Here is a 14,458-nt window from a genome sequence, read left to right on the forward strand (position 1 = left end):
GCGGCCGATCGATGCGAGTATGGCGCGTATGTTGATCGTCTGCCCGAGCTGCGCGAGCGCCTATCGAATCGAGGCCGGCAAGGTCGGTATGGAGGGCCGCTCTGTTCGATGCGCAGCCTGCCGCGAGACGTGGTTCATCTCGCCGGCGGACGTTCTTGCCGGGCACGAGGCCGAACTCGCCGCCGAGGGTCCCGCGGATCCGATTGCCGAATCCGCCTGGGAAGAGGCGAGCGCCGCGGTGCGGCAGGCTGCCGATCTGCCGATCCCCGCTGCACCCCGATCGTCATTCCGGAGCAGCAAGGTCCGGCGCGGCATCAGCCTTTCGCCCTCCCTGGCGGTTGGGCTCGCGCTCGTGGCGGCATTGCCCGTCGTATGCCTCAGCCGCACGAGCGTGGTCCGGGCGGTCCCCGCGACCGCTGCTCTGTTCGCCAGGATTGGCCTGCCGGTGAATCTCCGCGGCGTCGAGATCCGCGACGTGGTGGCGTTCAGCAGCCCCGCCCAAGACGGCAGGTCCGCGGAACTGGTGGTGGAAGGTGATCTGGTGGGCGTGGCACGCGCTGACGTACCCGTGGCACCACTCAAGGCCGAGATTCGCGACGCCGGCGGCCGTGTGATCCAGACGTTCTCGGTTCCAGCACCCCGAGCGATGCTGGGCCATGCCGAGGCTTCCCGGTTTCGCGGCGTTCTGGCGAGCCCCCCTGCGGACGGACGCGCCATCGTGCTGCATTTCGCCACTGCGGATTCTTCGCGTGGGGAAACGAAGCTCGGAACCGCCGAGAATTGAACCAGATCGGTCAGAATGCCGTGCGTGAAAAGGTAATAAATCGACGGCGCATTTAAATACGACTCGATAGCGCGGCGCTTCCGCATCGCAAACGAAACAGGGGCTGGTGCTCCGCGGATGATGGCCCGGGTCGCTACAAGCCGCAGCGGACCCAAGCGCGTACGTCCTGCTGTCCAGATCCGGTCCCAGGACACGCGAGGGGGCGCAAACCCGAACCGGTTGCGCCGACTCTCAACGCCAGATTCGCGGGGGCGCGATTTTACGGAATGTATGATGCGAAATTGTCGCACCGCGAAAGCCAGTTACGGCGTTGTCGCTTCGACTTGAAGAGATAACGCAGCTGCCAATTGTTTGCTGGTATTCGCAAAGCGGCGAGCAGCCTCAAGAGCAGGAAACGGCATAACCTAAGATTTAAATCTGGCACATGTTTCTGTTGCCCGCCGCCACGGAGTCTGAAAATCTGAGCTGGCCGGCACGCCCATGACGATGTGCGTGCCGGATGTTCGCGTATTTCGGGGGCTGATCCGCTGTGAGCGCCGAGAGTACGGTTCCGGTTTTTTTCGGGACGACTGACTCCGTGGAGGAAAAGCGGGCTTTCGATTACTGGCGCCACACGGTCATGCCGACCGTCGACTTGGAGCGACTCGATCTCGACAGACCGTTTTCGGCCAGCCGCATGGTCGCGCAATCGAAGTTTGGTGGTATCTTTCACACGGTCAGCCGGCCCTATAGCCTCGAACGTACGCCACATCATGTCCGCCGGGATGGCCGCGACGAGGTCGGTGTCATGCTGGTGCTCAAGGGCCGCGGCTACGTCGAGAACGGCCGCAACGGGACCCTCCTCAGTATCGGTGACCTCGCCTTTCAAACGTGGGGCCAACAGGGTTCCGGCGGCGGGCTGACCGATTTCGAGGAAATCCGCCTCACGATACCCCGCGCGACATTCCAATCGAAAATCGGCGACGTTCATGAGTTCGCCGGGAGCAGGATCCCAGCAGGCCCGCTGAACGAGCTCTTCTTTGCCTACGTGACGACCTTCGCGGCGTCGGTGCATACCATGTCGCAAGCCGAGACCGGGATCGCGATCGAGAGCGCGCTCCATCTGCTGCGCGGTATCGTGCAGGGGCATACGCCACCTGCCGAGGAAGAACTTTCAGCTAGTGCGTTACGCTCGCTGGCACTCGCGCGGATCGAGCATTGTCTGCACGACCCGGAATTTCGAGCGACGACCCTGGCGGCGGATCTCTGCGTCTCCCGCAGCCGCCTTTATGCGGCGTTTGCCGGAAGCAACGGGATTGCGGCGGTGATCCGCGACGCGCGCCTCGATCGGGCGCACGACCGGATTCTGCGTTTGCGGAGATCGGGGTGCAAGGTCGCATCGATCATGGCCGGTTGCGGATTCACCGACCCCGCCGCCTTCAGCCGTGCATTCCGCCAGCGTTTCGGTCTCTCGCCGCGGGATCTTGTCAATCACGGCGAGGCCTGACTCCGTTTACGGGTTTCTGCTGTCAGCGTCGATGAAGGCGCGCTGCTGCAGCGGGGCCAAGCGTCTCCTCAACCCGTGGGACAGGGCCAGGTAGATTCGGATCGCCGCTACACCGATCCGCGCGATGACGATCTCACGCGGCAACTGGCGCGGACCGATCGGGCGGTAGGCGAGGCGGGGGCTCGCCCGCTCGGCTTCCGCGACAGCCTGACCGAGCGGCAGGGCTGCGATCCGGCCAGCTTCAACAGGGCCGATCCCGAGTTTTCGCGCCCAGGCGCGATCCCGTGCGAGCGTACCCTGGCCGTGTTGTCGACGAAACCGGCGGCGCCATACGTAGCGGCGTACCGCCCGCAGGAAGGACTCCATGCGGGCGTCGCACAGCGCGTCCGGCTCCTCGCAGCGGGCCCGGATCGTATCGGCGACGCCGCCCGGCGCGCGTCCGGCGAGACGGGCCGAGATCGTGACGCACACGTCGGGCGCGTGACGGACCCGCAGGCCGTGCTCGATCAGGCGCGCGATGAAGGCACCGTCCTCGCCCAACGGGATCTCGGGCATGCCCCCGACCGCGTGGTAGGCGGCCCGTGTCACCGCGAGCGTCGCGCCGATCGCCGTCCGGTGGCACGGCCATGGATCGTGCGGGTCGGGATCAATCCGCGCCTCAGCCTCGGTGATGAGCGCATCATACCGATCTTCCAGCCGGCCGCGGGCGGGCAGGGATGGCGGCAGGAGCGCCGCCTCGGCCGCGTCGAGTTCCACCCGGCCGGCGACCGCGTCGGCTCCCGCGCCGATGGCCTCCTGATTGCGCGCGACCCAGTCGGGCGGCACCCGGCTGTCAGCATCGGTGGACAGGATAAATCCGGCATCGCGGCCGTCCCCCAGCCAAGCGGCGGCGGCATCCATGGCCCGGCGCCGAGCCCAGCCGGCATGAGCACCCACGTAAGATTCGGTCAGCACCCGGACCGGAATCGACAGGGTCGGCACCAGCGCGGTCACGATCTCGTTCGTTCGATCCGTGCAATTGTTCAGGAACAGCACCAGCCCAAGATATCCCGGGGCGAGGCCCGATTGAGCGTCGATGGCCCGGAGGCAGGCGGCGATGCGGTCTTCCTCGTTACGCACCGGCACCGCGATGACCGCTTGTGGGCCAAACGCGGTTGGGACTTGCACGCACGTCACCGATCGTCTCCGTCGGGCTCATTCGAGCCGGTTGGGGTCTTCGGTGCTATGCAGGACGTCAGGTGAACGAATGCGGAAGCGCGTCCGGCCGGCGTCGGGATCCGATCCGAACGCTCCGTCCGACGGGGTCGCGCCCGGTAACCGGGCGTGCCGCTTCAGAGGGTCTTCTCGACCAAGCCCTCGATCCATTCCGGCTGGGTCTCACCCACCGAACGTCCGACCTCCACCGTGCCTTTGTAGGCGATCAGCGTGCTCTGCAACCGCACATTCAGCCGCTTGAGCAGAGGCTTCTGACTGTCGAAGTCGACGTCGAAGACCTGAAGATCTCTGAAGCGCGGCTGCTCCGCGAGCTTGGCGAGGATCGGCTTCTGCGTCTTGCAGATCGGGCACCAGGGCGCGCTGACCTCGATCAGGATCGGCTTGCCACTTTTCTGCGCGGCCTCGAAGGCGGGTTCGGAGAACGGCATGCTCTCGCCCGCGGCGGCTGGTCCTGCCAGGATCGCACTGATTGCGGCAAGACGGGCCAGCGCGATGATGGTGCGGCGGGTCTTCATCGCGCGTCCCTCCCGGACTGCCAAATTCAACCCGGCTTATTGGCGAACACCAGGCTTTCCTGGATGTGGAATTGCGCAGGTCCGTTATGCCGGCAACTCATTGACGAGCTTTGCTGATCACATCATCGGGATGGCGCGGCGCGGTCGTCCGCCACCAGGGCGTCGATGTCGGCCGGGCCGACGGCTTCCATCGGGCATCGGATGCGCAGGGCTCGGGTCGGCAAGCCGGCGCGCATCACCAGGACGACCGTCTCCATATCGGGGCAGCCCGGATCGGCGCAGGCGATCTCGTTGACCGCGAGGCTATCGGCATCGCCGAGTTGGAGTGCGGTGATCAGGTCCCGCTTCAGTTGCGCCGCGATGGCGGCGCGCTCCGCGGAACGGACACGCCAAGCCTTGAGGCTGACGAAAGCCATGTGCGCTGCGCGTCCTCAGGTGGGCCCGAAATCGGGCGCGCAGGAAGCGTGGAGTACGTACAAACAGCGGTCAAGTGCGGCGGCCGGGCCATCGCCTGCAACAAACGCTGCACTCGGTGGTAGTGCTTGGCGGCGCCTCGCGAAATCGATCCGGTCCGGCGGTCTTCGACTCGACAGCACCGCGGACCGTCTGTGAGGTAACACGCGCGCGCAGAGGATGTGGTAACGTGCGACCCTGGCGGGACGGACCGAACGACCGGCGGAATTACCATCACGGCAATTTGAAGGAGGCGCTGATCGAGGCGGCGCGCCGCTTCATCGCCGAGCGCGGGATCGGCGGATTTACCCTGGTGGACGCCGCGCGCCTCGTGGGCGTGACACCGGCTGCCCTGTACCGGCATTTCCGCGGCCGCGAGGCCCTGCTCGAGGAACTGGCCGGGCGGGGCTTCGCCGAACTGGCCGCCCGTCTGGCGCGGGCGCTGACTTCGCGTGGCACCCCCTTGGAACGGTTCACCCGCATGGGTGAGACCTACCTCGCGTTCGCCGAGGAGGAGCCGGCCTACTACGCCGCGATCTTCGAGACGCGTGGTCTGCCGGTCTCCGCCGAGCACGACGAGGCCCCCGGCGTTCAGACCGTCGCGGCGCGGCCGAGCCCCTTTGATCTGCTGGTCGAAGCTCTTCAGGCGACGTTCGCGGATGGGTTCGGTGGCGTCGCGCCCCGCTTCATCGCCCTGGAGGTCTGGGCCCTCGCCCATGGTCTCGCGACGCTTTCGGCCGCCGGGCACCTGCCGCGCGGTCCGGGCTTTCCCGACAAGTACGAGCTGTTGCGGGCGGGCGTCCTGGCCCTCGTCCATGGGGCAGCACATGGGGCAGCACATGGGGCCGCGCATGGGGCAACCTACGGGACCGGCCCGGGGCGGTCTTGAAAGCCGCCTCAGGCGCCCGCATGTTAACCGCGTTCACATGAACAGCGGAGCTTTGCCGTGACCTCTCAAACTTCCTCTCCCTGGGCGACGGGCAGGCTCTGCCGGTCCGGCCCATTTCCGCGCCGCTCCCTCGAGATCGGTGCCATCGTGGTCGGCTTCATCTACTGGTGGCCGGTCGGCCTCGGCTTGCTGGCTTGGAAGCTTACCGGCTACCCGGCCTTCGCCGAGATGCGCGACGCAGCCCAGCGGACCTTCTCGGACGCAGGGGTTGCGCGTCCGGCATCTCGCTTCGCCCGTGCCTTCGAGGCGGCGAGCCGTCCCACGGGAACCGGCAACGCAGCCTTCGATGCTTACCGCCGGGCCGAACTCGACCGCTTGGAGGCCCAGCGGCGTGCTTTGGAAGAGGAAGGCCGCGCCTTCGCGTCGTTCCTCGATGAGCTGAAGCAGGCCAAGGACCGCGAGCAGTTCGACGCCTTCATGGCGAAGCGCCGGGCCAATGGCGGCGAGGGCTATACCGCCTGACGCCACCACCTCCGCCAGACCGGCACAGAGTGGGGCGGATCCGCCCCTCCCCACCAGCCGCCGGGCTCATGACGGGCCGGGCGGCCGCGTCGATCAGACTGCCCGGATGCCGGTCAGGAAGCGCCCAACCTCGATGGTGAGGTGCTCGGACTGGCGCGACAAGTCGGAGGCCGCGCCCAGAACTTGGGTCGCGGCCCGCCCGGTCTCCTCTGCGGCTTCGGCGACGCCTACGATGTTGCCGGTCACCTCACCGGTTCCCTGCGCCGCCTGCCCGACGTTGCGGACGATCTCCTGTGTCGCGGCCCCCTGCTGCTCCACCGCCGCCGCGATCGATGTCGCGACCCCGTTGATCTCGCGGATCCGCGCCGTGATTGAGCCGATCGCACTCACGGCCTGACCGGTCACGCCCTGGACCCGGCCGATCTGGCTGGCGATGTCGTCGGTGGCTTTGGCGGTCTGCTCGGCCAGCGCCTTCACTTCGCTGGCCACCACGGCGAAGCCGCGGCCCGCGGCGCCGGCCCGGGCAGCTTCGATGGTTGCGTTCAGCGCGAGAAGGTTGGTCTGGCCGGCGATCGATGTGATCAGCTGAACCACATCGCCGATCCGCCCCACTGCGGTGCTCAGTTCCTGCACGAGCGCGCCGGTTTGATCGGCCTCGCCGACCGCCGTCTGGGCGAGTTCAGCCGAACCTTGGACCTGACGTCCGATCTCCCGGACGGAGGAGCCCAGCTCCTCGGCGGCGGCCGCCACGGTGTTGACGTTGGTGCCGGCTTCCTCGGCGGCGGCGGCGACCGCGGTGGACTGGGCGGAGGTGTGTCCGGCCATGGCCGACATGGACCCGGCGGTGGCCTGCAATTCCGCAGCTGAGGCCGATACCTGCCCGACGATGCCGCCGATAGCCCGTTCGAAGCTGTCGGCCATCTCATGCATGCCGGCCTTGCGTTGCTCCTCTGCCGCCAAACGGGCGCGGGCGGCCTCGGCTTCCAGCGCGCGGGTCCGCAGCAAGTTCTCCTTGAACACCTGAACGGCAGCCGCCATCGCGCCGATCTCGTCGCGGCGTCCGATATGCGGCACCGCGACGTTGGTCTCACCAGTCGCGAGCGTCGACATCGAGGCGGTCATGCGCTGGATCGGCTGCGAGATGTGGTGGAAACCGAACATGGCTGCGCCCAGGGCCGATGCGACGGCGAGTCCGATCCCGACCAGGGCCGTGACGGATGCCGAGTTCGCACCCGCCATCGCGTCGTTCGCATCGTGCGAGGCAACCTCCTCGTCATGCGCGACGAGGCGTGTGAGCGTCTTCCGGGCATCGTCATAGAGGGCGACACTCTCGGGTTTGACCAGCAGCGCCATCGCCTCTTGCGACCGGCCGGCCTCCATGAGCCGACGCGCGTCGCCATCCACCTGCTCGAACTTGGTCCAGGATGCCGCGAAGGCATCGGAGAATGTTCGCTCCTCGGGCGTGGCGATGAATGCCTCGTAGTCTTTGCGCGCCTCTAGCAGCCGCGCGTGTGTCGCCGCAAGGTTGGCTTCGTTTTGAATCCGTTTCTCCGGCGTGTCCGACAACAGAATCAGCCGGTATTGCTTGATACGAACTTCGGAAACCGCCACTTCGATCGTGCTGATCTTCTCGACGGAGGGCAGCCAATTGGTCGCCAGGGCCGTCGTCGATTTGCGGATCGCCGCCGCATCACGAAGCGACAGGCCCCCTTGTCCTGCCGAGATCAGCGCCAGCAGGCTGAAAAGGATCGTCAACGTTGCTTTGAGCGATAGGTTCAGTTTCATGGCGCGTTCTGGTTTGTCTGCCGTAGGAAAGCTGAGAAAAGCTAGACAATGCGGTTCGCTCAGTTAGTCCGAAAAACACCGGCAGCAAGCCGAGGCAACGAGTGCTGCGTGATTTTACTATCTCGATAGAAAGCCATTATACATAGCTTGGAGCGAAAGATTTTTTGATTTTGCTCATGATTTTATGAGATCATAGGAATATGCGTCGAACAAACAAGTTCACAGGCACCGATTACATATCGCAAGACAGCATGTAAAATTTTGCGTCTCGGATATCAAATTGTTATAAAAGCGAACACACGTTTTAATGACTTACATTATGTGGCCCAAAGCTGATCAATGCGGATGATAATTGACGACGGGTCGTGCAATATTGACAGCAGCCGGAAGTAGCTTGAGCAGACGGCGCATGGTCCGCTCGTCCGGTGTCCGCATTGCGCGGGCCATCGTACCGGGCAGAGGGTTGCAGGCTGACACCGGTCTGAAGAGACCGTCGGTTCCCGCGATGATGACGTGATGCGGCCCGGTAGGTGCGGCACGGCGGATCCCGACTATGAGGCCGGGGCTCGCGCATTATGCAGGGGCCGGGCTCGAAGCCCGCGTTGCGACCCACTCGCTTGTTCTCGATAAGCATCCCCTTCGGTGGATACCGCTCTAGGTCCTCCGGTTATCGAGAACGGAAGCGGAGGGGAGGGCCATGCCGATGGGTCGGATTACCGTCGTCGATCACCCACTCGTGCAGCATAAGCTCACTTACCTGCGCGACAAGAACCGCTCGACCAAAGGGTTTCGACAGATCCTGAACGAGATCGGCATGCTACTCGCCTATGAGGTGACCCGGGATCTGCCGCTGGAATCGGTGACCATTGAGACTCCGCTGCAGCCGATGGAAGGGCGGCAGATCCAGGGCAAGAAGCTCGTCCTCGCGCCGATTTTGCGCGCGGGCGTCGGCTTTCTCGACGGGATGTTGTCCCTCGTCCCCTCGGCACGTGTCGCCCATGTCGGATTGTACCGCGATCCCGAAACGCTGGAGGCCGTGGAATACTACTTCAAAGCACCGTCGGATCTGGCCGACCGGACCGTGCTCGTCCTCGATCCGATGCTGGCCACGGCCAACTCGGCGATTGCGGCCCTTGACCTGTTGAAGGCGCGGGGAGCGTCCGACCTCCGCTTCGTCTGCCTTCTCGCGGCCCCGGAGGGGCTGGCCAAGTTCCAGGTGGCACATCCCGAGGTGCCGATCTGGACGGCGGCGATCGACAGTCATCTGAACGACCACGGCTATATCGTCCCGGGCCTTGGCGACGCCGGCGACCGAATGTACGGCACGCGGTAGCGTCCCCTTGCGCGTCCGCCCTGAAGCGGATCCGGCTGCGGCGGACGGCGCTATCGCCGCCGGGCCTCGATACGCCCCCGCTGGACCACCTTGGCGAGCGCCCGTGAGAGTTGCTCCACCGAGTAGGGTTTCTGAATCAGGTTGAAGCCGTGTGCGCCCTCCTGGGCGAGCACATGGCTGTAGCCAGAGGTGAGCACCACGGGCAGCTCGGGCAGGCGTCGTTCCAGCTCCCGGGCGAGGGCGACGCCGCCCATGCCGGGCATGACGACGTCCGAGAACACGGCGTCGAACCGGAACGGGATCCTCTCGATCTCCACGAGGGCTTCCTCGGCGTTCGTCGCCCAGACGGTCCTATGACCCAGATCCTCCAGGATCTGCGTGGCGAAGCGGCCGACCTCCAGGTTGTCCTCGACGACGAGGATGCACAGGCTGGTACCTTCGAGGTCGCGCTCCTCGCGGGGCGGCTTCCCGATCGTCCCAGCCTCTTCCCTGACCTGCGGCAGGTAGAGGGTGAATGTCGTCCCCGCGCCCGGCTGGCTCACCACGTCGACGTCACCGCCGGATTGCTTGGCGAAGCCGAACACCTGCGACAGCCCGAGGCCGGTGCCCTTGCCGATTTCCTTGGTGGTATAGAACGGCTCGAAGATCCGCGGCAGCACCTCAGGGGCGATGCCGATTCCCGTATCGGAGAGCGATACGGCCGCGAAGGTGCAGCGCGACCCCGCGTGCCCGCGGATCGCCGGCATCGGATGTCCACCGACCAACCGGAGGGTCAGGACACCCTGTCCGCCCATCGCGTCGCGGGCGTTCACCGCCATGTTGATCAGGGCCGTCTCGAACTGACTGAGATCGGCCCGGATGAAGCAGGGTTCGTCTGGGATCTGGGCATCGACGGTGATGCGCGCGCCGGTGACCGAATCGAGCATTTCGGCGACGGCGCGCAGCGACGTGCCGACGTCGAAGACCTCCGGGCGGAGAGCCTGACGGCGCGCAAAGGCCAGGAGCTGACCGGTGAGCTTCGCGGCACGATCCACCGTATCGGAGATCGCCTCGACATAGCGTCGGCGCCGCTCCTCCGGGAGATCCGGGCGCTTGAGCAGGTCGGTGGACGACTTGATGACGGTGAGGAGATTGTTGAAGTCGTGGGCGACGCCGCCGGTCAGCTGACCGACGGCCTCGAGCTTCTGGGACTGACGCAGCGCCTCTTCGACGCGCTCGCGTTCCGTGCTTTCGGACTGGAGACGGGCATGCGCCTCGGCGAGGGCGCTCATGTTGCGCCGCTGTTCGGTCAGATCGGTCAGGATCCCGCAGAGCAGGGGCTCATCGCCCTGGCGCTCGAAACGGCTCAGGGAGAGGAACGTCGCACGCTCGGCTCCGGCCGCCTTCTTGAGATCGATCTCCTCACGCACGGGCGCCGTCATGGCCCGCTGCACCAGTCGGTCGAGGTCGGTGTCTTCCCGGATGAAGCTGCGCAGGGAGCGCCCGACGAGCCGCTCCTGCGCTTCGCCGAGCATGTCGGCCAAGCGCCGGTTGCAATAGAGCAGCGTGCCGTCGATTCCGAGGGTGAAGGCCCCCTCTTGGATCTGCTCGATCAGGACCCGGTACGGACGGTCGGCATTCTCCAGCGTATAGATGAGGCGCTCGTGGTTGGGGCCCTCGACCACCACCGCGTCGAAATCACCGCGCCGTATGGCGGCGAGCGTCTCCTCGCTCTCCTCCAGGCGTGCTTCGAGTTCCCGGATATGGGCGCGATACGCTTCCGGGCTTGGCTCGCCGCCGGGCCGCAACGCGTCGACGCTCATCGCTGCGCCTCGGTGGCGGGGGGGATGTTGAGGCCGCGCAGGATCCGATCCGCGTCGAGCAAGTCGCCCGCGATGCGCCGCTCCGGAAGCGGTGCGATCTTCAACAGGATCGGGGCGGCCACGATGCCGTCGCGCTCGGCCAGTTCGGGCTGCTGGTAGATATCGACGATCTCCAACTCGTACCGGCCGGCAAAATGCGCCTCACAGATCCAACGCACGGATTCGACCGCACGCAGCGAGCGCAACGCAGTCCCCGCCACGAACAACCTGAAACGATAGTGCTCCGCGGTGTCTGCCAGTCCGGGCGATCCGCTCAAGATTCGTCCGCCCTTCGACGGATGTCGAGACCGACCAGAACCTTGTCGGTGTTCGACAGGTCGCCGATGATCCGCTTCAGGGGGGAGGGGAGCCGGCGAACCAGGGTCGGGATGGCCAGGATCTGATCGCCGGCGGCGAGCTGCGGGTTCTTGATGAGATCGATGACTTCGATGTCGTAGCGGCCCGCGAGATGCTCCTCGCAGAAGCGCTTGAGATTGGACAACGCGGTCACGGACTTCGCGGTCTGCCCGGCGACGTAGAGGCGCAGGTGGTAGTGGCCCGGATCGCGGTCGGGATCCGTGTCGGGTGACGGGCCTTCCGAGGTCGCCTCGCTCATTCCGCAGCCCTCCGCCGTGCGATCAGCTCCCGCCGCTCAACTTCATCCGCCGCCATGCGCCATTCGTCATCCGCACGCAGGCGCGCCTCCTCGTCTTCGGCAGCCTCCATGCTGGCGCGAAGCTCCTCGAACTGACGATCGAGGGCCGCCCGTCGCCGAACCACGTCGCGCAGCAGCCGGTCCTTCTCATGGTGGCGCCGCTACGCCTCCGCCTTCTCGCGGGCCTACTGAACCACCCGAGCCGTGCCGGTGAGCACCCCCGCCGTGCCGATATAGGCGTCGACCAGCCGGATTCCGTTGGGCGACATGAGAAATTCGCGGATCTGATTGGAGTGATTCATGCCACGCGCCTTGATGACGTAAAGCGTCCGCGTCCGCTCTCCGTTCGCCTCCATGTTCTGAAGCTTGATCCAGGCATCCATCAGAGAGGACGCGCCGAGGTCGCCATCGCCGATGAGCGAGCCGTCGCTCCGCAGGGTCGTGAAGATCGCCGTGATGCCGCGGGTCTTGATCAAGTCGATGATCCGCAGAAGCGCGCCCTGCAATTCATTGGACGGTCCGCGCAGCGCGGAAATCGGGTCGATCACCACGAGGTCCGGCCGGAACCGATCGAGGTCGCGGTGCATCCGGGCAAGGTGCGTTTCGAGCCCGTAGAGGCTCGGCCGCGCGGCTTCGAAGCGGAGCAGACCGCTCCTGGCATGCGCATCAAGGGCGAGCCCGATCGAGGCGGCGTTGCGCGTGATCTGCGCCCCGCTCTCCTCAAAGGCGAAGACGAGGCAGCGTTCGCCGCGCCGACAGGCAGCCTCGACCATCGAGGCCGTCAGCATGGTCTTGCCGGTGCCCGCCCCCCCGGAGACAAGGATGCTGGAGCCGCGATGGAAGCCCCCCGGACTCAGCATGGCATCGAGGCCGGCGATGCCGCTCGAGATTACGCCGCTCGGGTTCGCATAGTCGAGCTCCGCCGAGGTCACCGGGAGGACGCTGATCCCCGCGTGATCGATCAGGAACGGGTACTCGTTGGTGCCGTGTGCCGAGCCCCGGTATTTGACCACGCGCAGGCGCCGCGTGGTGATCTGATCGTCGACCCGGTTATCCAGCAGGACGACGCAATCGGAGACATATTCCTCCAGCCCCTGACGGGTGAGCTGGCCCTCGCCACGCTCGCCGGTGATGATCGCGGTCAGGCCCCGATCCTTGATCCAGCCGAACAGGCGGCGAAGTTCCGCGCGCAGCAGCGACGAATCCGTGAAGCCGGCAAACAGCGTCTCGATCGTGTCGAGGACGACGCGCTTCGCTCCGATGCTGTCGACGGCGAAGCCGAGCCGGATGAACAGGCCTTCGAGGTCGTACTCGCCGGTTTCCTCGATCTCGCTGCGCTCCACGCGGACATGATCGATGGCGAGCTGGCCCGCCGCGACAAGTCCGTCGAGGTCGAAGCCGAGGGAGGCAACGTTCGCGGACAGATCCTCGGCCCGCTCCTCGAAGCTCATGAAAACGCCGGGCTCGCCATAGCGGGTCGCGCCATTGACCAGGAAGGTGGTGGCGAACAGGGTTTTCCCGCAACCAGCCGCGCCGCAGATCAGGGACGGACGCCCGGCCGGGAGACCGCCATAGGTCAGGTCGTCGAAGCCTTCGATACCCGTGGGCGCTTTGGGCAGCGTCGGGGCGGCGCGTTGGTCGGGCACGATTCGGGCTGTCCTGGACGTCTCGGGCGGAATAGTCACTGGAACGCCCGCGCAGATGCAGGGCCTGCTGGCGATTGCCGGGTTTTGCAACCCGGAAGCGTATCGGCCATCGTCGGCGCCCCGCTTGCCAGGCAGAGGTTTGGCACGGACGCGGTATGGCAACGCTGCGCGCAGCGCAACATGGGACCGGCCGGTGACACCGTGCGGTTGAGCCACGCGGCATCCCCGCAGTACGGAGATCGGTGTCATGCTGGGCTGGGAAATCGACCGGGACGCCATGACGGCACCGGCTGTCGCACGCAATCGGGACGCAATCCTCGACGTTCTCCGTCGGGTGCTGCCGGCCCGGGGGGTTGTGCTGGAGATTGCAAGCGGATCCGGCGAGCACGCGATACACGTCGCTGCGGCGCTGCCCGACCTCACGTGGCTTCCGAGCGATCCCGAGCCGCAGGCTCGGCGGAGCGTCGCGGCTCATACAAGACGGGCTGGGCTGACCAACATCCTGCCCCCGCTCGCCCTCGACGTGCGGGAGGAGGCCTGGCCGGTCGGCCGTGTAGAGGCAGTCGTCTGCATCAACATGATCCATATCGCCCCGTGGAGCGCGACAGAGGGGCTCCTGGCCAGCGCTGGTCGTACCCTGACCGAGGGCGGAATCCTGTTCCTGTACGGGCCATTCCGCGAGGGCGGCCGACACAGCGCTGACAGCAATGTCGCGTTCGATGCCTCCCTGCGTGCCCGAGACCCGGCCTGGGGCGTGCGCGATCGGGAGGCCGTCACCGCGGAGGCTGCGCGGCATGGGCTGATCGCCGTCGAGCGCGTGACGATGCCGGCCAATAACCTGAGCCTGATATTCCGCAGCGCCGCCAGTTGACGGGCACTTCGTCACCCATTCGCAAAACTGTACATTGAATTCAGGCGAGCGAGTGTTGCACACTCCGACTGTGATCCCGACGCGGCGGCAAAAGCCGCGCGGGCCATAGGAGGAAGCCCATGCCGATGGAACGCAGCGTTTCGAGCCGGGCCCTGGCCCTGCTCGCAGTGGCCGGACTGATGGGAGCGGGACCGGCGCATGCCGCGGACCCGATCAGGATCGGGGTGATCGCCGAGGCGCAGTCGGTGGTCGGCGCCTCGATCCCGCAGGCGGTGCAACTCGCCGCCGACGAGATCAACGCCAAGGGTGGCGTCGACGGCCGCCAGATCCAGGTCGTCACCTACGACGACAAGTCGTCAGCCTCGGATGCGGTCCGCGCCTTCCAGCGGGCGGTCTCGGAGGACAAGGTCAACCTCGTCATCGCGAGCTACATCTCCGAGGTCGTGCTGGCGCTCATGCCCTG

Annotated in this window: 14 protein-coding genes and 1 pseudogene; 7 read left to right on the forward strand and 8 right to left on the reverse strand. The window is 66.2% G+C overall.

The annotated features are described in order from the left end of the window. The first annotated feature begins 19 nt into the window (after window positions 1–19). Together MKK88_RS20710 and MKK88_RS20715 are read left to right on the forward strand one after the other, a co-directional pair. On the forward strand, window positions 20–784 hold the full coding sequence (locus MKK88_RS20710) for a zinc-ribbon domain-containing protein (protein WP_409566687.1): 765 nt from the start codon (window positions 20–22) through the stop codon (window positions 782–784). A 529-nt stretch (window positions 785–1,313) separates the two neighbouring features. Continuing rightward, a complete protein-coding gene (locus MKK88_RS20715) occupies window positions 1,314–2,270 on the forward strand; it encodes an AraC family transcriptional regulator (protein WP_244003026.1) in 957 nt (318 codons plus the stop codon). A 6-nt stretch (window positions 2,271–2,276) separates the two neighbouring features. Here the strand turns inward: MKK88_RS20715 and MKK88_RS20720 are convergent, their stop codons facing one another. The 3 genes from MKK88_RS20720 to MKK88_RS20730 form a co-directional block, all read right to left on the reverse strand. Continuing rightward, window positions 2,277–3,437, reverse strand: a complete 1,161-nt coding sequence (locus tag MKK88_RS20720) for a glycosyltransferase (RefSeq protein WP_244003028.1) — start codon at window positions 3,435–3,437, stop codon at window positions 2,277–2,279. Window positions 3,438–3,601: 164 nt separating this feature from the next. Continuing rightward, the gene (locus tag MKK88_RS20725) at window positions 3,602–4,000 is read right to left on the reverse strand and encodes a thioredoxin family protein (protein ID WP_244003029.1); all 399 of its coding nucleotides are present in this window, start codon (window positions 3,998–4,000) and stop codon (window positions 3,602–3,604) included. Window positions 4,001–4,122: 122 nt separating this feature from the next. Continuing rightward, the gene (locus MKK88_RS20730) at window positions 4,123–4,416 is read right to left on the reverse strand and encodes a hypothetical protein (RefSeq protein ID WP_244003031.1); all 294 of its coding nucleotides are present in this window, start codon (window positions 4,414–4,416) and stop codon (window positions 4,123–4,125) included. Between the two features lie 227 nt (window positions 4,417–4,643). On the opposite strand from MKK88_RS20730, the gene MKK88_RS20735 reads away from it, so the two are divergent. Both MKK88_RS20735 and MKK88_RS20740 read left to right on the forward strand, forming a co-directional pair. Beyond that, a complete protein-coding gene (locus tag MKK88_RS20735) occupies window positions 4,644–5,342 on the forward strand; it encodes a TetR/AcrR family transcriptional regulator (RefSeq protein ID WP_244003033.1) in 699 nt (232 codons plus the stop codon). A gap of 57 nt (window positions 5,343–5,399) precedes the next feature. After that, window positions 5,400–5,864 carry a DUF2852 domain-containing protein gene (locus tag MKK88_RS20740; protein ID WP_244003035.1) on the forward strand — a complete coding sequence of 155 codons (465 nt, stop codon included), beginning with the start codon at window positions 5,400–5,402 and terminating at the stop codon, window positions 5,862–5,864. Window positions 5,865–5,957: 93 nt separating this feature from the next. Here MKK88_RS20740 and MKK88_RS20745 read toward each other — a convergent pair whose 3' ends face one another. After that, a complete protein-coding gene (locus MKK88_RS20745; RefSeq protein ID WP_244003037.1) occupies window positions 5,958–7,649 on the reverse strand; it encodes a methyl-accepting chemotaxis protein in 1,692 nt (563 codons plus the stop codon). Between the two features lie 697 nt (window positions 7,650–8,346). Here MKK88_RS20745 and upp point away from each other — a divergent pair. After that, window positions 8,347–8,982, forward strand: coding sequence for a uracil phosphoribosyltransferase (gene upp / locus MKK88_RS20750; RefSeq protein ID WP_244003039.1), 636 nt, complete (start codon window positions 8,347–8,349; stop codon window positions 8,980–8,982). Between the two features lie 50 nt (window positions 8,983–9,032). Here upp and MKK88_RS20755 read toward each other — a convergent pair whose 3' ends face one another. The 4 genes and pseudogenes from MKK88_RS20755 to kaiC all read right to left on the reverse strand — a co-directional run bounded on the left by MKK88_RS20755 (window position 9,033) and on the right by kaiC (window position 13,124). Beyond that, window positions 9,033–10,784: an ATP-binding protein gene (locus MKK88_RS20755; RefSeq protein ID WP_244003040.1), complete on the reverse strand. Its 1,752-nt coding sequence runs from the start codon at window positions 10,782–10,784 to the stop codon at window positions 9,033–9,035. Beyond that, the gene (locus MKK88_RS20760; RefSeq protein WP_313902335.1) at window positions 10,781–11,044 is read right to left on the reverse strand and encodes a circadian clock KaiB family protein; all 264 of its coding nucleotides are present in this window, start codon (window positions 11,042–11,044) and stop codon (window positions 10,781–10,783) included. Before MKK88_RS20760 ends, MKK88_RS20755 begins: the two co-directional genes overlap by 4 nt. A 53-nt stretch (window positions 11,045–11,097) precedes the next feature. Next, window positions 11,098–11,439 (reverse strand): circadian clock KaiB family protein, encoded by a 342-nt coding sequence (locus MKK88_RS20765; protein WP_244003044.1) that lies wholly within the window; start codon window positions 11,437–11,439, stop codon window positions 11,098–11,100. Then, window positions 11,436–13,124: pseudogene (gene kaiC, locus MKK88_RS20770) on the reverse strand (circadian clock protein KaiC). Before kaiC ends, MKK88_RS20765 begins: the two are co-directional and overlap by 4 nt. A 247-nt stretch (window positions 13,125–13,371) precedes the next feature. Here kaiC and MKK88_RS20775 point away from each other — a divergent pair. Beyond that, window positions 13,372–13,995 (forward strand): DUF938 domain-containing protein, encoded by a 624-nt coding sequence (locus MKK88_RS20775; RefSeq protein ID WP_244003046.1) that lies wholly within the window; start codon window positions 13,372–13,374, stop codon window positions 13,993–13,995. 119 nt (window positions 13,996–14,114) lie between these two features. Continuing rightward, window positions 14,115–14,458: ABC transporter substrate-binding protein (locus MKK88_RS20780; protein WP_244003048.1), on the forward strand; the 344-nt coding region annotated here is incomplete at its 3' end.

It is taken from the genome of Methylobacterium sp. E-005, from assembly GCF_022829725.1.
In the GTDB taxonomy this organism is placed as follows: Bacteria; Pseudomonadota; Alphaproteobacteria; order Rhizobiales; family Beijerinckiaceae; genus Methylobacterium.

Coding starts and splice junctions, on each gene's coding strand:
- MKK88_RS20730 (WP_244003031.1), bottom strand. CDS start 4,416: ATGGCTTTCGTCAGCCTCAAGGCTTGGCGTGTCCGTTCCGCGGAGCGC.
- MKK88_RS20765 (WP_244003044.1), bottom strand. CDS start 11,439: ATGAGCGAGGCGACCTCGGAAGGCCCGTCACCCGACACGGATCCCGAC.
- MKK88_RS20745 (WP_244003037.1), bottom strand. CDS start 7,649: ATGAAACTGAACCTATCGCTCAAAGCAACGTTGACGATCCTTTTCAGC.
- MKK88_RS20710 (WP_409566687.1), top strand. CDS start 20: ATGGCGCGTATGTTGATCGTCTGCCCGAGCTGCGCGAGCGCCTATCGA.
- MKK88_RS20755 (WP_244003040.1), bottom strand. CDS start 10,784: ATGAGCGTCGACGCGTTGCGGCCCGGCGGCGAGCCAAGCCCGGAAGCG.
- upp (WP_244003039.1), top strand. CDS start 8,347: ATGCCGATGGGTCGGATTACCGTCGTCGATCACCCACTCGTGCAGCAT.
- MKK88_RS20725 (WP_244003029.1), bottom strand. CDS start 4,000: ATGAAGACCCGCCGCACCATCATCGCGCTGGCCCGTCTTGCCGCAATC.
- MKK88_RS20775 (WP_244003046.1), top strand. CDS start 13,372: ATGCTGGGCTGGGAAATCGACCGGGACGCCATGACGGCACCGGCTGTC.